The sequence below is a fragment of the Pseudolabrys sp. FHR47 genome (assembly GCF_005153485.1).
Taxonomy (GTDB): domain Bacteria; phylum Pseudomonadota; class Alphaproteobacteria; order Rhizobiales; family Xanthobacteraceae; genus Pseudolabrys.
The window spans coordinates 1,944,399-1,964,684 of the sequence record NZ_CP039740.1 but is presented as its reverse complement, the minus strand read 5'-3'; the positions used below and the strand labels follow the sequence as shown (position 1 = coordinate 1,964,684).

At 63.1% G+C, this 20,286-nt stretch carries 13 protein-coding genes, 2 tRNA genes and 1 pseudogene; 5 read left to right on the top strand and 11 right to left on the bottom strand.

Translation table 11 applies throughout. The annotated features are described in order from the left end of the window. Nucleotides 1-88: 88 nt before the first annotated feature. On the bottom strand, nucleotides 89-1,996 hold the full coding sequence (locus E8Q40_RS09615) for an FAD-binding monooxygenase (RefSeq protein WP_137044166.1): 1,908 nt from the start codon (nucleotides 1,994-1,996) through the stop codon (nucleotides 89-91). A 137-nt stretch (nucleotides 1,997-2,133) separates the two neighbouring features. Between E8Q40_RS09615 and E8Q40_RS09610 the strand changes: the two genes are divergently transcribed. Continuing rightward, entirely contained in the window at nucleotides 2,134-2,607 is a 474-nt protein-coding gene (locus E8Q40_RS09610) for a MarR family winged helix-turn-helix transcriptional regulator (RefSeq protein ID WP_137044165.1), read from the top strand. Here E8Q40_RS09610 and E8Q40_RS09605 read toward each other — a convergent pair. From E8Q40_RS09605 to E8Q40_RS09560, 10 genes and pseudogenes are all read right to left on the bottom strand, one after another. Further along, nucleotides 2,564-2,896, bottom strand: a complete 333-nt coding sequence (locus tag E8Q40_RS09605; protein ID WP_246663058.1) for a hypothetical protein — start codon at nucleotides 2,894-2,896, stop codon at nucleotides 2,564-2,566. The genes E8Q40_RS09610 and E8Q40_RS09605 overlap by 44 nt on opposite strands. Before the next feature lie 50 nt (nucleotides 2,897-2,946). Beyond that, a complete protein-coding gene (locus E8Q40_RS09600) occupies nucleotides 2,947-6,267 on the bottom strand; it encodes an autotransporter outer membrane beta-barrel domain-containing protein (RefSeq protein WP_137044164.1) in 3,321 nt (1,106 codons plus the stop codon). 265 nt (nucleotides 6,268-6,532) lie between these two features. After that, the gene (rplA, locus tag E8Q40_RS09595) at nucleotides 6,533-7,228 is read right to left on the bottom strand and encodes a 50S ribosomal protein L1 (RefSeq protein ID WP_137044163.1); all 696 of its coding nucleotides are present in this window, start codon (nucleotides 7,226-7,228) and stop codon (nucleotides 6,533-6,535) included. Nucleotides 7,229-7,233: 5 nt separating this feature from the next. After that, entirely contained in the window at nucleotides 7,234-7,662 is a 429-nt protein-coding gene (rplK, locus tag E8Q40_RS09590; protein ID WP_137044162.1) for a 50S ribosomal protein L11, read from the bottom strand. Nucleotides 7,663-7,820: 158 nt separating this feature from the next. After that, the gene (gene nusG / locus E8Q40_RS09585) at nucleotides 7,821-8,381 is read right to left on the bottom strand and encodes a transcription termination/antitermination protein NusG (protein ID WP_137044161.1); all 561 of its coding nucleotides are present in this window, start codon (nucleotides 8,379-8,381) and stop codon (nucleotides 7,821-7,823) included. Between the two features lie 32 nt (nucleotides 8,382-8,413). Continuing rightward, nucleotides 8,414-8,608, bottom strand: a complete 195-nt coding sequence (secE, locus tag E8Q40_RS09580; protein WP_115517418.1) for a preprotein translocase subunit SecE — start codon at nucleotides 8,606-8,608, stop codon at nucleotides 8,414-8,416. A gap of 192 nt (nucleotides 8,609-8,800) precedes the next feature. Further along, nucleotides 8,801-8,876: transfer RNA gene (locus E8Q40_RS09575), tRNA-Trp, on the bottom strand. 171 nt (nucleotides 8,877-9,047) lie between these two features. Continuing rightward, nucleotides 9,048-9,121: transfer RNA gene (locus E8Q40_RS09570), tRNA-Gly, on the bottom strand. An 81-nt stretch (nucleotides 9,122-9,202) separates the two neighbouring features. Further along, nucleotides 9,203-10,413, bottom strand: a pseudogene (locus E8Q40_RS09565) (NnrS family protein). A 150-nt stretch (nucleotides 10,414-10,563) separates the two neighbouring features. Next, nucleotides 10,564-11,256, bottom strand: a complete 693-nt coding sequence (locus E8Q40_RS09560) for a cyclic nucleotide-binding domain-containing protein (protein ID WP_137044160.1) — start codon at nucleotides 11,254-11,256, stop codon at nucleotides 10,564-10,566. 246 nt (nucleotides 11,257-11,502) lie between these two features. Between E8Q40_RS09560 and E8Q40_RS09555 the strand changes: the two genes are divergently transcribed. The 4 genes from E8Q40_RS09555 to narJ are packed head-to-tail and all read left to right on the top strand — an operon-like array spanning nucleotide 11,503 to nucleotide 20,281. Further along, nucleotides 11,503-14,262, top strand: a complete 2,760-nt coding sequence (locus tag E8Q40_RS09555; protein WP_137044159.1) for an MFS transporter — start codon at nucleotides 11,503-11,505, stop codon at nucleotides 14,260-14,262. Between the two features lie 12 nt (nucleotides 14,263-14,274). Next, nucleotides 14,275-18,057 carry a nitrate reductase subunit alpha gene (locus E8Q40_RS09550; RefSeq protein ID WP_137044158.1) on the top strand — a complete coding sequence of 1,261 codons (3,783 nt, stop codon included), beginning with the start codon at nucleotides 14,275-14,277 and terminating at the stop codon, nucleotides 18,055-18,057. Then, nucleotides 18,054-19,574 carry a nitrate reductase subunit beta gene (gene narH / locus E8Q40_RS09545; protein WP_137044157.1) on the top strand — a complete coding sequence of 507 codons (1,521 nt, stop codon included), beginning with the start codon at nucleotides 18,054-18,056 and terminating at the stop codon, nucleotides 19,572-19,574. Before E8Q40_RS09550 ends, narH begins: the two co-directional genes overlap by 4 nt. Then, nucleotides 19,574-20,281 (top strand): nitrate reductase molybdenum cofactor assembly chaperone, encoded by a 708-nt coding sequence (gene narJ / locus E8Q40_RS09540; protein WP_137044156.1) that lies wholly within the window; start codon nucleotides 19,574-19,576, stop codon nucleotides 20,279-20,281. Before narH ends, narJ begins: the two co-directional genes overlap by 1 nt. The last annotated feature ends 5 nt before the right edge of the window (nucleotides 20,282-20,286 follow it).

Sequence of the window (20,286 nt, the reverse complement as noted above, 5' to 3'; positions counted from 1 at the left end):
ACAAGTGGGCCGGCACGCCCTCGGGAGACGGTTTAGTGCCTTCCATCACTCTTGCCAAGGGGGAATTTTCGGAAATTCCCCAGTCGGATCAGGCCTGAGACGTCAGGAAGCCATCGAAATAGGCCGAAAGCTCCCGGAAACCGTCCAGCGGCAGGACCTGGGCCACATATTGGTCCGGCCGGACAACGACCAGACAGCCCTGCTCCCGGTCGATCCCCCGCATGGAAAAGATGTCCCGACCGCTCTTCAGGTCAGGCGCGAAAGCCTTCTCGTAGTCGGTCAGGCCAAATTTGCCCTTCGCTGGCTTGAGCAATGCCGGCAATCCGCCGACGTCAAGATCGCGGTGTCCCTGCTGGAACACGGCGCGCAGATCGATGACCGCATCGATATCGGCGCCTTTCGGCGTGTATTTGCGCACCGGCGAGTCCGGCGCTCCGGTCAGAAAGTCACACAGCGAGCGAATGGGGCCGCCCGCCTGCCCCGCATCGCCCTTTGGAGCGAAGGCGAACAGCCGCCAGCGGCCATCGGCCTTCACCATATGCCCGAGCTCCACCGCCATGGCGTCGGCAACGCGGATCACCGGCGCCGAATGGAACCGCATGCCGATGGCGAAGCCCTTGGCGAGATCTTGATGCGCCGGCTCACCGGTGAGCAGCGCCGGCTGATAACGCGTCGCGGTGCCGGCGGTGTAACGGCCGTGCTGAACGAAGTAGCGCTGTGTCTCGGCAGGATCGGCGCCCTTCGACGACGAGATTACCTGCGCCCATTCGCGGTCAAAGTCGATCAGCTCCTTGGCGACAGCTTGCCGCTCGGCGGAATAGGTCTTCAGAAGATGCGGCGCGGCGCGCTTGCGCAGCACGGCGGCCAGCTTCCAGCCGAGATTGAAGCCGTCCTGCATCGACACGTTCATGCCCTGCCCGGCTTTCGGCGAATGCGTGTGGCAGGCATCGCCGGCGATGAACACGCTCGGCAGCTTGTGATCGCCGTCGTCGACGTCATCGAACTTGTCACAGAGGCGCTGTCCGATTTCGTAGACCGACCACCAAGCCACTTCCTTGACGTCGAGTGTATAGGGATGGAAAACGCGCTGCGCGGCGGCGACCACGTCATCGGATGTGATCTTGCGATCCGATACGCGCTCGTGCTCGGCAAGCTTGTCCATCTCCACATAAATGCGAAACAGGTAGCCGCCCTCTCGTGGAATGATGATAACCGATCCGTCCTTCGCCGACTGGATCAGGCACTTCATGCGGATGTCGGGAAAGTCGGTGACTGCAAGCACATCCATCACGCCCCAGGCGTGATTGGCGGAATCGCCATGCAGGTTGCGGCCAATGGAACGGCGCACCGCGCTGCGTGCGCCGTCGCAACCGACGACAAACCGCGCCTTGACGGTTTCGATCTCGGGATACTGCCCTTCTTTGAGATGCTCGAGACGCGCGGTGACGCGATGCTCGTTTGGGTCGTTGCTGTTACGAACCTCCAGATCGACGAGGCGGCGCGAGTAGTACGGCTCGATCGCCGCCGCCGAGCGGCGCATGACGTCGAGATAAAAATCGTGAACGCGCGCCTGATTGAGCACGACATGCGGAAATTCGGACAGGCCGTCCTCGACATCCTGAATGCGGCCCGAGCGCACGATGTTCGCCGGCTGCTTGTCGTCCGGCTTCCAGAACGTGGTCTCGTTGATCCAGCACGCCTCTTTCAGCACGCGCTCACTGAAACCGAACGCCTCGAACATCTCCACGGTGCGACAGGCAATGCCATCGGCCTGGCCACGCAGCAGCGGGCCGGACTTCTGTTCGACGATACAAGTCTTGATGTCCGGAAAGGCGGATAGTTGTGCCGCCAGCGTCAGCCCGGCCGGACCGCAGCCGACGATGAGCACATCGACTTCCTTCGGCACCGGGCCGAACGAGCCGGCCGGCGGCAGGCGGTGTTGCGCATCGGCAATAGCGGGATCGCCCGGCTCAAAACCATTGAGATGAAACTGCATGACGCCTCCCCGGACCTGGACCGCGAACTGCTTGAGCCCTCATTCTGGCGCGAGGGCCGTCTTGGATATTGATCAGTATGCTGATTATCAGTATACTTGTCAAATCGGCGAAGGAGATCCGCCAAAGGAGATCCACATTGAGCGAACTCTATGAAAAGCCCGGCCATCTGGTGCGCCGCTTCCAGCAGATCGCCGTCGCGGTGTTTCATGCCGAAGTGGAAGCCGCCGGCTACGACCTGACGCCGGTGCAATATGCGGCGCTGGCGGCGATCTCGACGCGCGCCGGTCTCGATCAGGCGACGCTCGCCGGCCTCATCGCCTATGACCGCACCACCATCACCGGCGTCATCGATCGGCTCGTGCAAAAAGGTCTCGTCGCGCGGCTGCCGAGTGAGCGCGACCGACGCGCCCACGAATTGCAGATCACCGCAGCCGGAAAGAAGACGCTGCGTGGCATCGAGCCCGCAGTGGAAGCCGCTCAGAAGAGCATGCTGCGCGGCCTCACCGCGTCTGAATCGAAAGAGCTGATGCGCCTGCTTGGCAAGGCGATCGACGCCGGCAACGAACTCAGTCGCGCGCCGATGCGCGAGATGGCGGCTGCGAAATCCTGACCTGCACGGCCGAAGGCTCCTGCGTTCCGACCTGCGATCTTGCCTGTGCTGCTTTCAGAGCCTGAAGGCCCTGCTTTGACATCAGCCACATTTTCGAGGCGATGCCGGAGGGCGTCAGGCGCAGCAGGTTCTCCTGATAGCGCATGCCCTTGCCGCCGGGGACCAAACCCAACGGCCGAACGAGGCAATAGTCCCCGTTCGACATACGCACCAATTCCAGGTCCTTCAGGTATTTGTCCTTGAAGTACTGGCTGAAGAAATCCCGCACGCCCATGCGCGCAGAATGCATCGGCGCTTGATTCGGTCAAATGCAGCGGATGTTGCGTTGCAACAGGTCTCTTACCACGCGTAACGCAAGCTGCCCTTGCCGGAATAGCTCGCGGTGGTGCGCGAGAACTCGCCGTCGAACGATGCGCCGGCACGCCAGCCGCCCCCGAGGGCGGCATCGGCGCCGAACGACAACAGCGCCGAGTCCGCAGCCGGCGCCGCGCCGTTCATGGTGAAGGTCGCTCCCGGCAATTGCTGGAAGGTCGCGGTGGCGACGGGATCGTTGTTCCAGTCATGTGCCCAGGCCGCCTTGGCCTTCAGCATCAGCGGCGTGCCGCCGAGCAGGATTGCCTTGTCGAAACGTGCGCCGAGTTCGCCGCGCGTCACAGTGACGGTGCGCGACGCGTAGGACAATGCGAAAGCGCCGGTGCCCGACGTCGCGGTTTCGCCATAGGACGGCATGAACACCGACGTCGTCTGTACGGCGGCGTAAGGCGTCACCCCGAATGCGGTGGTGACGAACCGGCGGCCGCCTTCGAGGCGCGCGGTCAAGGTCTGCGGCCGGAACGCAGCGTGGAGCTGCTCGGTGGTGCCGCCGGCCGTCACAGTGCGGTCGGTGGTCGCGTCCTGCCAGGAATAGCCGAGCGCGGTGGCGATGTAGCCGGCGCCGATGGCGCGGCGGCCGTAGAGCGCCGCGTTGAAGGCGTCCGCCTTGCCCGAGCCGAAACCGCCGGCGACACTGAAGCTCGAGCCCGCGCCGCCGAGCGCGAAGCCGAGCAGCATGTCTGCCGACGCGCGCCATGTCGCGCCGGCGGCGGCGCCGTAAACACGGCTGGTGGTGTCATGCGATCCCACGCCGCCGTAGCCGGACACGCGCGCGCTGCCGCCGTAGCCGGAGGCCCATACCGACCAACGCTGTTCGAACGACGGCAAGCGATCGCGCAGCGTCATCGCGGCGTAAGCCTCCTGCGCTGCCGGAGACACACGCGGTTGCGAGACATAGCCGAGCGCGCCGCCAGACACGCCCCCTTGCCCGCTCGCGCCGAACGGATTGCCAAACGCATTGTCGAAAACGCTGGTCATGAACAGGTTGGCGCCGGTCAGCAGCGATTGCTGCGCGCCGGCACCCGGCTCGCCCGAGAGCTGACTCAACGCGGTCAGCAGCGTGTCGCCTGACAGATAGAAGAGGCTCTCCAGCGCTGTCGGCAGCGTTGAACCGGCAGCAACGCCGTCATCCAGTGCCCGGGCGACATTGCGCTGATTTGAATTCGCCCCCGACGGCACCTGCGACGTGAGCAGGAATTGGTCTACCGTCAAAAGGACATCGCCGGCCGTGTAGGTCAGCACCGGATTGCGCAGCAACGGATCGTAAGTGACGGTACTGAAGGTCGAGCCGCCGAGACTGCTGCTGCTCACCAGCGTATAGGTCGTGCGCGCGATGTTGTGGCCGGTGACGACGAGCGTGCCGTTCAGCGTCGCGGTGCCAGCGCCGGCATTGATCTGGCCGGCGGACGCGCCGCGCAGGCCAAAACTGGTCGTCACGCCGGCCGTCGCGGAATAATTGCCAACGTTGAGCACGCTGCCGGCGCCGACGGTGATGCTGTCGCCGTTGAAAGTATTACCGGTGACATTGACGACGGCGCCGTCCGAGATCGTCAGTGCGCCGGTGCCGATGCCGCCCAAGCCGACGAAAAGAACGCCGCCGAACGTCATGGTCGATCCCGTCCCGGTGACACTGACGGTGCCGTTCGAGCCGGCGTTGTTGCCGACGATGCCGTTGACCGCCGTTACGGCAGCGCCACTGCGCACGGTCAGGATGCCGGTGCCGCTGTCGCCGACCGTCAGATCGCCAGTCGCCGTCAGCGTCGAGCCGGTGCCCGAGACCGTGGCGGTGCCGTTCGAGCCGGCGCCAAAACCGACATAAATATTGGCTGCCGTGGCAGCCGCGCCGCTCTCGATGGTCAACGTACCGATGCCGAGGCTCGCGACCTGCAGATCGCCCGTCGCCGTCACGGACGTGCCGCTGCCGCTGATCGTCATAGCGCCGGTGCCGCCCGCGCCTTCGGCGATGGTCCAGTTATTGCCGATCGTCACGGTCGAGCCGCCGCCGACCGTTACCGTGCCGGACGAGCAGTTGCAGGTGCCGATCGAAAGATCCGTGTTAACGGCGAACGTGGCGCGATCGAGGATATTGATCGTGCCGATGCTGTTCCAGCCGACGAAGACATTATTGGCGGTCCACGTCGAGCCGACGCCTGTGACGGTCACCGTGCCCCGGCTCGTATTCGTGCTGTCGTTGCCGATGATGACGTCGCCTGTATTCAGCGCGCCGCCGTTACGGACCGTCACCGTGGCATTGCCGCCCGCCGTCGAGCCGTCATTGCCGCCGACAATCAAGCCGGAGCCGGTTTCATTCCAGGCCGAGCCTGCACCATCAATGATAACCGTTGCTGTCGAACCGGCGCTGTAGCCGAAATAGGTAATGCCGCTCGTGGTGTTGACCTGACCGCCGCTGGTGATGTTGACCGTGCCGGAGCCGACAAGTCCGACATACATCTCGCCATTGGCCGTATAGGTGCCGCCGCTTGATACGTTGAGCGCCGCCGTGCCGCCGACGCCGGGCGTCGTCACATTGCCGCTGAGGATCGTGGAACCCGTCGTGGTCCAAACCGAAGTTGCACCCGAGATGTTGACGGTGCCGTTGCTCCCGGTGTTGGCGCCGATAACGGTATCACCGCCGACATTCACGGTGCCGCCATTCGACAGGTTGAAGATACCCGTGCCGAAATTGCCGATGAAGATGTCGCCGCTGTTGGTCCAGGCGCCGTTATTGACGGTGACGGTGCCGCTCGCGCCCTGCAGATGGCCGATATAACTGTCGACGGTGGTGGCTTGCGCGCCATTCTGCACGGTAAAGGCGCCGGTGCCGCTGGCACCGACAACAATCATGCCGCCCGAAGCCGGCGTGCCAGTCACCGTGAAGGTGGTGCCGGCACCATCGAGGATGATCGTGCCATTCGCACTCGTGGCAACACCGGACATGTCGCCGCCGATGACGGCAAGATTATTGGTGATGGCAACGTCGGCACCATTGTTGATCGTAAGACGGCCGGTCGCGTTGAAGCCGACATTCAGACCGTTGAGATCGACCGCGGAGTATCCGCCACTGGCGCCATCAATGACCGTCGGATTCGGGGTTACCGTGTCCAGTGTCGCACTGTCGCCGGCAACGGGTGCGGTAGCGCTGTCCCAGTTTGTACCGACGAACCAGTCGGTGCTTGTATTGCCGTTCCAGGTTTGCGCCGTCTGCGCCGCGGCCGGCAGCGCGGCGATGGAGAGGGTCGTCGCGGTCAAAAATACCGCGCGCAGCCGACGCTCCGCGCCGCCGCGCATGCCTCTGCATCGCTCCAGAAAATGGCCCACCCGCACGCGTCCCAAACGTGATCGCCCCCGCGCCGTTTGGGCGCGTTTGTTGCGGTACTATGTGGCATAGCGTTGCGGAAATGGGAACGCGGCCAAGTGGCTTGTGCCCGCGGAAACAGTGTTTTATCGGCGAATTTCAGTAATTTAAGAAATTTTCAGAAATGCCAGCGAACGGCAAATAAACAAAGGCCGGGTTTGAGCCCGGCCTTTGTCATGTTTCAACGTCCGTGTTGCGTTACTTCGGCGCGGCCAGCGTCGAGGTGTCGACCTTGACGCCCGGGCCCATGGTCGAAGACACCGAGACGCGGTTGATATAGGTGCCCTTGGCGCCCGCTGGCTTGGCCTTGTTCACCGCATCGACGAAGGCGATGATGTTCTGGACGAGCTGTTCCTCGCCGAACGAGGCCTTGCCGACGCCGGCCTGCACGATGCCAGCCTTCTCGACGCGGAACTCGACCGAGCCGCCCTTCGACGCCTTCACCGCATTGGCGACGTCCATGGTCACGGTGCCGACCTTCGGGTTCGGCATCATGCCGCGCGGGCCGAGCACCTTACCGAGACGGCCGACCAGCGGCATCATGTCCGGGGTGGCGATGCAGCGATCGAAGTCGATCTTGCCGCCGTTGACGATCTCGAACAGGTCTTCCGCGCCGACGACATCGGCGCCCGCGGCCTTGGCCTCTTCCGCCTTGGCGCCACGCGCGAACACGCCGACGCGCACGGTGCGGCCCGAGCCGTTCGGCAGGTTGCACACGCCGCGTACCATCTGGTCGGCATGCTTGGGATCGACGCCGAGATTCATCGCGATCTCGATGGTCTCGTCGAACTTCGCCTTGGCGCGCTCCTTCACGAGCTTGATGGCCTCGGCGATCGGATAGGCTTTCGACGGATCGATGCCCTTCTTGATAGCTTCAGTACGCTTGCCTGACATCGTCATTACCCCTCGACCTTGAGGCCCATAGACCGGGCCGAACCTTCGATCATCTTCATCGCCGCTTCGATGTCGTTGGCGTTGAGGTCCTTCATCTTCTGCTCGGCGATTTCCTTGACCTGCGCCTTGGTCACCGAACCGACGAATTCGCGGCCCGGCGTCTTCGACGCCGATTCAAGCTTGGCGGCCTTCTTGAGGAAGTAGGACACCGGCGGGGTCTTCAGTTCGAAGGTGAACGAGCGATCCTGGTAGGTCGTGATCACGACCGGGATCGGCATGTTCTTTTCCATCTTCTGGGTCTGCGCGTTGAACGCCTTGCAGAACTCCATGATGTTGAGGCCGCGCTGGCCCAGCGCCGGACCGATCGGCGGCGACGGGTTGGCAGCGCCGGCAGGCACCTGCAGTTTGAGGAATCCAGTTACTTTCTTGGCCATGTACTCTCTCCATAAGTGGTGCGGATTTTGACAGCCGGCCAGGCCGCCTCACCTCCCACGCTTCATTCTTCAGACCGCTTCGCGGTCTGAAGCCTTCTAATTGCGCATGATCTGATCCGAAAACCGGTACCCACTTTTCGGGATCATGCGCTAGACGATCAGACCTTCTCGACCTGACCGAATTCCAGTTCGACCGGCGTCGCGCGGCCGAAGATCGACACTGCGACCTTGACGCGCGAACGCGCTTCGTCGACTTCCTCGACGGTGCCGTTGAACGAGGCGAACGGGCCGTCAGAGACGCGAACCTGCTCGCCGACCTCGAACGATACCGAGGGCTTGGGCCGCTCGATGCCTTCCTGCACCTGCTGTAGCAGGCGCGAAGCTTCCGCGTCCGAGATAGGCTGCGGCTTGTCGGTGGCGCCGAGGAAGCCGGTGACCTTCGGCGTGTTCTTGATGAGATGGAATATCTCGTCGGTCAGCGCCATCTTCACCAGCACATAGCCGGGATAGAACTTGCGCTCCGAATTGACCTTGCGGCCGCGGCGGACCTCGGTGACTGTCTCGGTCGGCACCAAGACCTCGTCGACGAACTCCTCGAGGCCGCGCTGCTTGGCCTGCTCGCGGATCGACTCGGCGACCTTCTTCTCGAAGTTCGAATAGGCATGCACGATGTACCAGCGCTTCGGCCGGGTGGTCGTGGTGGTAGCGGTATCGTTCATCGCTTCAATGGCTTTCAGCTGTCGGTGCCGGATCAGCCGCCGAGCCCGAGCACGAAGCTCACGGCAAGCCGGATCACCTGATCGGCGACCAGAAAGAAGATCGAGGCGATCATGACCATGACGAAAACCATCGCCGTCGTGATCATGGTTTCCTTGCGCGAAGGCCAGGTGACCTTGCGCGTTTCCTCACGCACTTCCTGAAGAAACTTGAACGGAGACGTTGCCATTCAATCCGATCCTAACATCAAGTCGCGGCGCCCTGCTCTCGTCAGGGTGCCGAGTATCTAGTTACGCGGGAGCGAAATTGCCGCTCTATTCCGACGCTCGAAATTCCGTCATTCGAAGACCGTTTCCGTCCGGACCTGCAAGCGTCCGGCTCATTTCTGGCCGGAAAGCCAGAACGACAAGCCGAACCGCCTTGGCAGGGGCGGCAGGGATCGAACCCGCGACCCCCGGTTTTGGAGACCGGTGCTCTACCAGCTGAGCTACACCCCTCCGGAAGCGGAAGCGGCGGACCATAGAAGGGTCCGCCGCCGCGACTTCATGCATGATAGTGCGCGGCTTTGCAAGAGCTTAAGAGGCACCCCGATCCAGGCAGAATCCGGGCGAAATGGCCCCCCAGGCGGGTTTTCCGGGACGTCCAGCCCGGCCGAGTGGAAAGGGAACTGGAGCGGGTGAAGGGAATCGAACCCTCGTATTCAGCTTGGAAGGCTGCTGCTCTACCATTGAGCTACACCCGCGCCGAGGCGGACAGATGAACCGTATTGGTGACGCGCTGTCAACCCGAAGCCCTTCAACACATTGATAAGCAACAATTTTCGTCAACACCGGGCCTCGGCCCAGGCCGGACGCTGGCGCACCAGGATTGGCCCATAGGCGGCGGCGAACAACGCGAAGCCGCCGATCCACAACAGCCCGGCCGCCTCAAGGATCGCGACATGGCCGGTCAGGGCTGCCCAGACGCGCAAAATGGCGCCCGCAAACACCAGTATATAAATGAGTTGCGTGGCCGGGCCGGCGCGGAGGGCGTGCCCGGTGTGGCCGAGCGAAGCCCGAGTCATGACCGCCAGAGTCATAAGCCCGACGGCCCCCGCCCCCAGGCGTGGATGCCGGCACTGCCAGCCAGGTCAGCCACGACAGCCAAGCCGGTCAGGACAAAGCCGAGCGGCACGAAGGCATAGGCGACGTGCAGCACTAGGACGAGCGGATCGCCCGCCGCCCGGTAGCCGACCCAGCGCACGAGCCGCACCGCCTGCATTGCCCCGGCGACCAGCAGTGCGACTCCGGACCATTCGTCGGTCGGCGCGACGACCCATCCCACGAGTGCCAGCACCGACACCGCGAGCGTCGCCGCGTCGTAACGTGAGAACGGCACCGGCATGCGCCCCGGATTGTTCCGCGCCAGCCAGTTGTTGGTGAAGCTCGGCACGATGCGGCCGCCGATCAGGCAGATGAGTACGATCACCGTCGAGAAGGCCAGCCGCAGGCTGTAGTCGGCGCCGCCAAGCACATAGACCTCGGCGTGAAAGAACACGTTGGCAGCCGTCAGCGCCGCGATCACGACTAGCACGCGCAGGTTCCGCCAGTTCTTGCCGGCGACGATCTCGCGGGCGCAGACGAAGGCTAATGTCGCCAGAAACGACACATCGATCGCCCCGGTCGCCAGCGGGCCGAGGCTCGCCGACGCCAGCACCGCGATACGACCGGCCAGCCATAAGGCGGCGAGACCGGCGAGCGGCCAGCCATTGACCGGCAGGCGACCGGTCCAGTTCGGAATTGCGGTGAGCAGGAAGCCGGCGATCGCCGCAGCCGCATAACCGAAGATCATCTCGTGAACATGCCAGTCGTGCGGACCGAACGCGGTGACGAAAGGCACATAGCCCAGATAGATCGGCAGCCAGATGAGAACGCCGAAGGCAGCCCACACCGACGCGCTGAGAAAAAAGATACGGAACCCGTAGGAGAACAGTGCCGGGCCGGCGTAGCGGCGACGGCGATCCAGAGATGGATTCGAGATGGCGGCGTTCGACATGAGCATGATCCCGGCAAGAATAATCGCGACAAGCATGATCGCGATAAGCGTGATGCCGGTACCGTGACGCTGCCGACGCGACGAGACGTTGATCTATGTCAGAACAAGCATCGATGCAGCGCCGACGAGAATGGTTCTAAAGAAGTGCCATCAATCGGCTTCGATTGCCGATGGCTTGGCGAATTCGGTAAGTCCCGCCGGATCGCTGATGGTGATCAGCGCCCCGTGGCTTTGCACGCCGTGCTTCTCGAGAACGGCAATGCTGCGTGAGTAGCTCTCCGGCGTCATGCCGAGGAACGAAGCCAGTTTTCGCTTCTCGAGCGGCAGCTCGAACTCATTGCTGCCCGCGCGCTGTGCCATGCCGAGCAGCCAGTTGGCAAGCCGTTCGGCGGAGGAGCGCATGCGATCGTTTTTAAGCACCCGCGTCACAGCACGATAACGCGCCGCCAGTTCATCGACGATGCCGCGCGCGAAGGCTGGATCGCGATTGAAGGCGTCGCGGACGACCTGTGACGGGATCATCAGGATTTGCGACGGCACCAAGGTGCGCGCCGATTTGAGATAGGGCTCATCGCGCATGACCGCCGCCAGAATGAAACTCGATGACGGATAAACAATATCGATTGTTGTCTCCTCTGCATCGCGGGTTGCGTAAAGATCGACCGCGCCTTCAACGACGATATAGAGAAAGTCCGGAAGCTCCCCTTCCCTGATGAGTTCGGCGCGCGCGGGAAAGCGCTGCAGCATCGACTGCGCCATCAGCTCGGCAAAAGCCTGCTCCGACATCTGCTGGAACAGCGGCAGAACCCGAATCGACTGCACGTCGGACGGCCGTACCGGCATTTTTCATTCCCCCCGAGTCATCACCCGCGTCACATGATGCATTACAGGTTCGCATGTGCATCTGCGAGATATCGTGACTTGATTAGTATCAATCGCCTTAGCAAGTTATGTCAAACGTTCGGCTCTACTTGATCAATACTAGCAGTATTCCACACTATTACTGATCGAGTTGATCAACCTCAAAGTATCATCGTCTTCGGTGAGGCTTCCTGCTCGCGAGATTTTTATGCGCGAACGGAGAGCGTCATGCCGACGGAAATTGCGAGAGCTACACCGGGTCAGAGCCAGGCCCTGTGGATGTCAACCATCGCCTTCACGGTGTGCTTCGCGGTCTGGACCATCTTCGCCATCATTGGCGTCCAGATCAAAAAGGATCTCGGCCTCAATGAGACGCAGTTCGGGCTTTTGGTCGGCACGCCGATCCTGACCGGCTCGCTGATCCGCATCTTCCTCGGCATCTGGACCGATCAATACGGCGGTCGCCGCGTCTACACGGTGGTCATGCTGGCGGCGGCGCTCGCAACCTTCCTACTCACCTATGCGCAGACCTACACGCAGTTCCTGATCGCCGCGCTCGGCGTCGGTATCGCCGGTGGCTCCTTCGCAGTCGGCATCGCCTATGTCTCGCGCTGGTATCCGCCAGAGAAGCAAGGCACCGCCCTCGGTATCTTCGGCGCCGGCAATGTCGGAGCGGCGGTGACCAAGTTCTTCGCGCCGTTCATCATGGTGGCCTATGGCTGGCAGGCGACCGCACAGGTCTGGGCCGTCGGTATCGCATTGATGGGCATCGTCTTCTGGTTCACCACCAAGGAAGACCCGGTCGAGATGGCGCGCCGCGCCAAGGGTGAGCGCCCGCGTAGCGCCTGGCTGGAACTCGACGCGCTGAAGAACGTCCAGGTCTGGCGTTTCTCGCTCTACTACTTCTTCGCCTTCGGCGCCTTCGTCGCGCTGGCGCTGTGGCTGCCGCGCTATCTGATTGGCGTCTACGGCCTCGACATCACCACCGCCGGCATGATCGGCGCCGCCTATTCCGTCCCGGCCAGCCTTTTCCGCGCCTATGGCGGGCATCTCTCCGACAAATACGGCGCTCGCCGCATCATGTACTGGATGTTTGGCGTCTCGGTTCTGATCACCTTCATCCTCGCCTATCCGCCGACCACCTACACGATCCAGGGCATCAAGGGCCCCATCGTCTTTCACATGGCGACCGGCGTCGTCACCTTCACCGCGCTGATGTTCGTGCTCGGCTTCTTCATGAGCCTGGGCAAAGCCGCAGTCTACAAGCACATCCCGGTCTATTACCCGAAGAACGTCGGCGCCGTTGGCGGCCTGGTCGGCATGATCGGCGGCCTCGGGGGCTTTATCCTGCCGATCGCCTTCGGCGTTCTCAACGATCTCACCGGTATCTGGACCAGCTGCTTCATGCTGCTGTTCCTGATCGCCACCGTCTCGCTGGCCTGGATGCATTTCGCCATCCGCCGCATGGAGCGGGAGAGCTTCGAGCCGCAACTGGAGAAGCTTCCGCAGTTTCCGGAAATGCAGCCGATCCACGAGGAGAAGCACGTCGGCGCGCTCGCCGGTCATGTGCTCGACGAGTGGAAGCCGGAGGACGCCGTCTTTTGGGACGCCAAGGGCAAAGCCATCGCCCGGCGTAATCTTTGGATATCGATCCCGGCGCTGCTCCTGGCCTTCGCGGTCTGGATGGTGTGGTCGGTTGTGGTCGCCAAACTGCCGGCAGTCGGTTTCAAGTTCTCGACCGATCAGCTGTTCTGGCTCGCGGCCATGCCGGGGCTCTCCGGCGCGACCTTGCGCATCTTCTACTCCTTTATGCCGCCGATCTTCGGCGGCCGCCTCTGGACCTCAATCTCGACCTGGTCGTTGATGATCCCGGCGGTCGGCATCGGCCTGGCGGTGCAGAGCACCGACACGCCTTACATCATCTTCCTGTCGCTGGCGCTGCTGTGCGGCTTCGGCGGCGGCAACTTCGCCTCGTCGATGGCCAACATCTCCTTCTTCTTCCCCAAGGCGGAGAAGGGCAATGCGCTCGCGCTTAATGCCGGCCTCGGCAATCTCGGCGTCAGCGTGGTGCAGTTCGTCATCCCGCTCGTCATCACCGCGGGTGTATTCGGCTGGCTCGGTGGCGAGCCGCAGGCGGCCGGCCCGACGGCGAAGCTCTGGCTGCAGAACGCCGGCTTCATCTGGGTGCCGTTCATCGCCATCTCGGCGACGCTGGCCTGGTTCGGCATGAATGACATCGCCGCGATGAAGGCGTCCTTCGCCGACCAAGCGGTGATCTTCAAGCGCAAGCACAACTGGCTGATGTGCTGGCTCTACACCGGCACCTTCGGCTCCTTCATCGGATACTCGGCTGGCTTCCCGCTTTTGGCCAAGACCCAGTTCCCCGATGTCGATTCGCTGAAGTTCGTCTTCCTCGGTCCTCTGGTCGGCGCGCTGTCGCGCTCGGCGACCGGCTGGCTATCGGACAAATACGGTGGTGGCCGTGTCACGCTCTGGGTGTTCGCGCTGATGATCGCGGCGGTGGCCGGGGTGCTCTACTTCCTCGGCATCAAGGATCAGCCTTACGCCTTCTGGGGCTTCTTCGCGATGTTCATGCTCCTGTTCTTTGCGACGGGCGTGGGCAACGCGTCCACCTTCCAGATGATCCCTGCGATCATGCGGGTGGAAATCCCGCGCCTCGAGCCGGACCTCGCGGCGCCGGCGCGCCAGAAGCAGGCCGAGATGGAATCGGCAGCGATTATCGGCTTCACCTCCGCGGTGGCGGCTTACGGCGCCTTCTTCATCCCGAAGAGCTACGGCACCTCGATCTCGCTGACAGGCGGACCGGAAATGGCGCTGTGGGGCTTCATGGGCTTCTACGTCACCTGCGTGGCCATCACCTGGTGGTTCTACACCCGCCGCGGCGGCCTGCTCTACGACATCGAACACGGCACGACGTTGCCGCCTTCCGCACCGCGCCCGCCCCTCGCCACGCAACCGGCCGAATAAGGAATTGCGACGATGAGTCACTTTCTCGACCGACTGACATTCTTCAAACGCGGCGACGAGCCGTTTTCCAACGGCCACGGCATCGTCACCCACGAGGACCGGCGCTGGGAGGACGGCTACCGCAAGCGCTGGCAGCACGACAAAATCGTGCGCTCCACGCATGGCGCCAACTGCACCGGCTCGTGCTCGTGGAAGATCTACGTCAAGGGCGGCATCGTCACCTGGGAGACGCAGCAGACCGACTATCCGCGCACGCGGCCTGAATTGCCGAACCACGAGCCGCGCGGCTGTTCGCGCGGCGCCAGCTACTCCTGGTATCTCTATTCCGGCAACCGCGTGAAATATCCGCTGGTGCGCTCACGGCTTCTGAAGTTGTGGCGCGAGGCGCGCGTGCTGCGCACGCCGGTCGCGGCCTGGGCCTCGATCGTCGAAGACGCCGAGAAGCGAGAGGCCTATACGACCAAGCGCGGCCTCGGCGGCTTCGTGCGCGCGCACTGGGATGAAGTCACCGAGATCATCGCCGCGGCTAATGCCTACACGGTGAAGAAGCACGGCCCCGACCGCGTCATCGGCTTCTCGCCGATCCCGGCGATGTCGATGGTCTCCTATGCCGCGGGCTCGCGCTACCTGTCGCTGCTCGGCGGCGTCTGCATGTCGTTCTATGACTGGTACTGTGACCTGCCGCCGGCGTCACCCCAGACCTGGGGCGAGCAGACCGACGTTCCGGAAAGCGCCGACTGGTACAATTCGGGCTTCCTGATCCTCTGGGGCTCCAATGTGCCGCAGACGCGCACACCGGATGCCCACTTCTATACCGAAGCGCGCTATCGCGGCGCCAAGAGCGTGGTGATCTGCCCGGACTATTCGGAAGCCTCCAAGTTCGCCGATCTGTGGATTTCGGTGAAGCAAGGCACCGACGCCGCGCTCGCCATGGCCATGGGCCACGTCATCCTGCGCGAATTCCATATCGACCGGAAAGCGAAGTATTTCGACGACTATGTCCGCCAGTACACGGATATGCCGATGCTGGTGGAGCTCGTGAAGCAGGACGGCAAACTGGTGCCCGGGCGGCTCCTGCGCGCCTCCGACTTCACGGGCTATCTTAACGAGACCAATAATCCGGAATGGAAGACGGTTGCCTTCGACGAGACGAGCAAGTCCATCGTCGCGCCGCGCGGCTCCATCGGCTTCCGCTGGGGCGAGAAAGGCAAGTGGAATCTCGAGGAGAAGAAGTCCGACGGCGAAGCAACCAAGCTGCAGCTCACCTTTGCCGAGGATCGTGACGAGCTCGCCGATGTCGCCTTCCCCTATTTCGGCAACCGCGAGCACGACCACTTCGCCGGCACCGACCATCCGAGCGTGCTGGTGCGCAAGGTGCCGGCCAAGCTGGTGGCGCTGAAGGACGGCGAGAAACTGGTCGCCACCGTCTACGACCTGTTCGTCGCCAATTACGGCCTCGACCGCGGTTTCGGCGGCGATCACGTCGCGACGTCCTACGATGCCAACGTGCCCTATACGCCGGCCTGGGCGGAAAAGATCACCGGCGTGCCGCGCGACCAGATCATCACCACGGCGCGCGAGTTCGCGCTCAATGCCGAGAAGACCAATGGCCGATCGATGATCATCATCGGCGCGGCCATGAACCACTGGTACCACGCCGACATGAACTACCGCGGCGTCATCAACATGCTGGTGATGTGCGGCTGTGTAGGCCAATCGGGCGGCGGCTGGTCGCATTATGTTGGACAGGAGAAGCTGCGGCCGCAATCCGGATGGCTGCCGCTCGCCTTCGGTCTCGACTGGGGCCGGCCGCCGCGCCAGATGAACTCGACGTCGTTCTTCTATGCGCACACCGACCAGTGGCGCTACGAGACCATCGGGGTCGACGAGATCCTGTCGCCGACCGCACCGGCCGGCCCGTGGGACGGCGCGCTCATTGATTATAATGTGCGGGCCGAACGCATGGGCTGGCTGCCGTCGGCACCGCAGCTCCGGCAGAACCCGCTGGAGATCGCCAAGAAGGCGGCGGCTGCCGGCCTCGAGCCGAAGGACTATGTCGCCAAGGCGCTGAAGTCCGGCGAACTGCAGATGTCCTGCGAGGACCCGGACCATCCCGACAACTGGCCGCGCAACATGTTCGTGTGGCGCTCCAATTTGCTCGGCTCGTCCGGCAAGGGTCACGAGTATTTCCTCAAGCACTTGCTCGGCACGACGCATGGCGTGCAGGGCAAGGACCTTGGCGAAATGGGTCACAAGAAGCCGCAGGAAGTCGCCTGGCATGACGAGGCGCCGAAAGGAAAGCTCGACCTTCTGGTGACGCTGGACTTCCGCATGTCGACGACCTGCGTCTACTCCGACATCGTGCTGCCGACCGCCACCTGGTACGAGAAGAACGACCTCAACACCTCGGACATGCATCCCTTCATCCATCCACTGACCTCGGCGGTGGACCCGGTGTGGGAGGCCAAAAGCGACTGGGAGATCTACAAAGCGATCGCGAAAGCGTTCTCGCGCGTCGCGCCGGAAGTGCTCGGCGTCGAGAAGGATGTGGTGCTGACCCCTATCCAGCACGACAGCGCCGGCGAGATCGCCCAGCCCTTCGACGTCAAGGAATGGAAGGAGGGCGAGATCGAGCCGATCCCCGGCAAGACCATGCCGGCGGTGGCGGTGGTCGAGCGCGACTATCCGCACATCTATGAGCGCTACACCGCGCTTGGGCCGTTGATGCAGAAGCTCGGCAACGGCGTGAAAGGCATGGCCTGGAACACCGAGCACGAAGTGGAGCTGTTGAAGCGCCTCAATGGCGAGGTGACCGAGGATGGTCCGACCAAGGGCCTCGCCCGTATCGACAGCGACATCGACGCCACCGAGGTGATCCTTTCGCTGGCGCCTGAGACCAATGGCGAGGTTGCCGTGAAGGCTTGGGCTGCGCTGTCGCAGACAACCGGCATCGACCACACTCATCTCGCCATCCCGAAGGAAGACGAGAAGATCCGCTTCCGCGACGTGGTGGCGCAGCCGCGCAAGATCATCTCGGCACCGACCTGGTCGGGACTGGAGTCCGAGAAGGTCTGCTACAACGCCGGCTACACCAACGTCCACGAACTGATCCCGTGGCGCACCCTCTCCGGCCGCCAGCAGCTCTATCAGGATCATCTGTGGATGCGGGCCTTCGGCGAGGCGCTCTGCGTTTATCGCCCGCCGGTCGATCTCAAGGCCGTCAAGCCAGTAATCGATTCAAAGCCGAACGGCGAGAAGCAGATCGTCCTCAACTTCATCACGCCGCATCAGAAGTGGGGCATCCACTCCACCTACACCGACAACCTGATGATGCTGACTTTGTCGCGCGGCGGACCGATCGTCTGGATCAGCGAGAACGACGCCCGGAAAGTCGGCATTGCCGACAACGACTGGATCGAGGCCTACAACTCGAACGGTGCGCTGGTCGCGCGTGCCGTCGTGTCGCAGCGCGTGAAAGATGGCATGTGCATGATGTATCACGCGCAGGAGAAGATCGTGAACGTGCCGGGCTCGGAAGTGACCGGCCAGCGCGGCGGCATCCACAACTCGGTGACGCGCGTCGTCGTCAAGCCGACGCACATGATCGGCGGCTACGCCCAGCAGGCCTATGGCTTCAACTACTACGGCACGATCGGCACCAACCGCGACGAATTCGTCATCATCCGCAAGATGAAGACCGTGGACTGGCTCGACAAGCCCGCCACCGATCAGCCCGAACCGCTCACCGTCGCACCCAAGAATACGCCCAAGAACACTCTGGAGGCCGCAGAATGAAAATCCGCGCACAAATCGCGATGGTGCTGAACCTCGACAAATGCATCGGGTGCCACACCTGCTCCGTGACCTGCAAGAACGTCTGGACCAATCGCGAAGGCATGGAATATGCCTGGTTCAACAACGTCGAGACCAAGCCGGGCATCGGCTATCCCAAGGAGTGGGAAAACCAGAAGCGCTGGAACGGCGGCTGGCGGCGCAAGAAGAACGGCAAGATCGAGCCGCGCATCGGCGGCAAGTGGCGCGTTCTGGCCAACATCTTTGCCAATCCCGACCTGCCCGAGATCGACGACTACTACGAGCCGTTCACCTTCGACTACGACCACCTGCAGAACGCACCGGAGATGAAGGCATCGCCGACTGCGCGCCCCCGTTCGCTGATCACCGGCGAGCGGATGGAGAAAATCGAGTGGGGGCCGAACTGGGAAGAGATCCTGGGAACCGAATTTGCCAAGCGATCGAAGGACGTCAACTTCGAGGGCATCCAAAAGGACATCTACGGCCAGTTCGAAAACACCTTCATGATGTACCTGCCGCGGCTGTGCGAGCACTGTCTCAACCCGACCTGTGCCGCCGCCTGCCCTTCCGGCGCCATCTACAAACGCGAGGAGGACGGCATCGTCCTGATCGATCAGGACAAGTGCCGTGGCTGGCGCATGTGCGTGTCCGGCTGCCCCTACAAGAAGATTTACTACAACTGGTCGAGCGGAAAATCCGAGAAGTGCATCTTCTGCTATCCGCGCATCGAGGCCGGCCAGCCGACAGTGTGCTCGGAGACCTGTGTCGGCCGCATCCGCTATCTCGGCGTCGTGCTCTATGACGCTGACCGCATCGAGGAAGCTGCCAGCGTGCCCAACGAGCAGGACCTCTACGAGGCCCAGCTCGGCATTTTCCTAAACCCGCACGACCCGGCGGTGATCGAACAAGCCCGCCGCGACGGCATCCCTGAGAACTGGCTGGAGGGCGCGCGCCACTCGCCGGTCTACAAGATGGCCATGGAGTGGAAGGTCGCCTTCCCGCTGCATCCCGAATATCGCACGCTACCGATGGTCTGGTATGTGCCGCCGCTGTCGCCGATCCAGTCCGCGGCGCAAGCCGGCAAGATCGGTCATGACGGTGAAATGCCGGATGTGCGTTCGCTGCGCATCCCGCTCAAATACCTCGCCAACCTCCTGACCGCCGGCAAAGAAGAGCCGGTGGCGCTAGGCCTTGAGCGCATGCTGGCGATGCGCGCCTATATGCGGGCCAAGACCATCGACGGCATCATCGACGAGAACATCGCCAATCGCGTCGGCCTCACCGGCCAGCAGATCGACGACATGTACCACATCATGGCGATCGCCAATTACGAGGATCGCTTCGTCATTCCGACCGCACATCGCGAGATCAACGAGGACGCCTACGACCTGCGCGGCTCGTGCGGCTTCTCGTTCGGTAATGGCTGCTCCGGCGGCGAAACCACCACCAACCTGTTCGGCTCGCCGAAACGGGCCAAGAACCCGATGGAGATGGTCTGATGAGCCGCACTCTGAAAGCGCTGTCGGCGCTGCTCACCTACCCCACTCCCGAACTCGTCCAGGCCGCGGGCGAGATCAGCGAGGCGCTGGACAAGGATCGGCGCCTCCCGGCCTCGGTACGCGAGCAGTTGCATCGCCTGATCAACGAAATGGCGACCGGCGACATCTACGACCTGCAGGAGCGTTACGTCCTGCTGTTCGATCGCACGCGGTCGCTGTCGCTGCACCTGTTCGAGCACGTTCACGGCGAAAGCCGCGACCGTGGCCAGGCCATGATTGACCTCAAGTCGCAGTATGAAGCGGCGGGACTCTTTATGGATGTGTCCGAGTTGCCGGACTTCTTGCCGCTGTTCCTCGAATATGTGGCGACGCGGCCGGCCGTCGAAGCGTCCGAGAGCCTCGGCCAGCCGGCGCACATCTTCGCCGCCATGGCCGAGCGCCTGCGCAAACGCCACTCGCCCTATGAAGCGGTGTTCCGCGCGCTGGGGGCCATCGCCGCCGCCAAGCCGACGGAAGAAGAAGTGTCCGCCCTACTGAGCCTGCCCGACCCCGACGCCGACGATCTCGCGGCACTCGATGCCGCCTGGGAGGACGAGCCGGTGAGCTTCGGTCCCGGCTCCGGCGACGGTTGCAAGGACAATCTCATCGCCCGCGTGCGCGGCTCCATGCGGCCCGCGCCCGACATGCCCCAACGCTCGCGTCCGTGAGGAAA

What these genes read in the sequence shown, in the direction of transcription:
- E8Q40_RS09555 (WP_137044159.1), top strand. Translation starts at nt 11,503, where the DNA reads ATGCCGACGGAAATTGCGAGAGCTACACCGGGTCAGAGCCAGGCCCTG.
- rplK (WP_137044162.1), bottom strand. Translation starts at nt 7,662, where the DNA reads ATGGCCAAGAAAGTAACTGGATTCCTCAAACTGCAGGTGCCTGCCGGC.
- E8Q40_RS09605 (WP_246663058.1), bottom strand. Translation starts at nt 2,896, where the DNA reads ATGCATTCTGCGCGCATGGGCGTGCGGGATTTCTTCAGCCAGTACTTC.
- secE (WP_115517418.1), bottom strand. Translation starts at nt 8,608, where the DNA reads ATGGCAACGTCTCCGTTCAAGTTTCTTCAGGAAGTGCGTGAGGAAACG.
- E8Q40_RS09600 (WP_137044164.1), bottom strand. Translation starts at nt 6,267, where the DNA reads ATGCGCGGCGGCGCGGAGCGTCGGCTGCGCGCGGTATTTTTGACCGCG.
- E8Q40_RS09550 (WP_137044158.1), top strand. Translation starts at nt 14,275, where the DNA reads ATGAGTCACTTTCTCGACCGACTGACATTCTTCAAACGCGGCGACGAG.
- narJ (WP_137044156.1), top strand. Translation starts at nt 19,574, where the DNA reads ATGAGCCGCACTCTGAAAGCGCTGTCGGCGCTGCTCACCTACCCCACT.
- rplA (WP_137044163.1), bottom strand. Translation starts at nt 7,228, where the DNA reads ATGTCAGGCAAGCGTACTGAAGCTATCAAGAAGGGCATCGATCCGTCG.
- nusG (WP_137044161.1), bottom strand. Translation starts at nt 8,381, where the DNA reads ATGAACGATACCGCTACCACCACGACCACCCGGCCGAAGCGCTGGTAC.
- E8Q40_RS09615 (WP_137044166.1), bottom strand. Translation starts at nt 1,996, where the DNA reads ATGCAGTTTCATCTCAATGGTTTTGAGCCGGGCGATCCCGCTATTGCC.
- E8Q40_RS09560 (WP_137044160.1), bottom strand. Translation starts at nt 11,256, where the DNA reads ATGCCGGTACGGCCGTCCGACGTGCAGTCGATTCGGGTTCTGCCGCTG.
- narH (WP_137044157.1), top strand. Translation starts at nt 18,054, where the DNA reads ATGAAAATCCGCGCACAAATCGCGATGGTGCTGAACCTCGACAAATGC.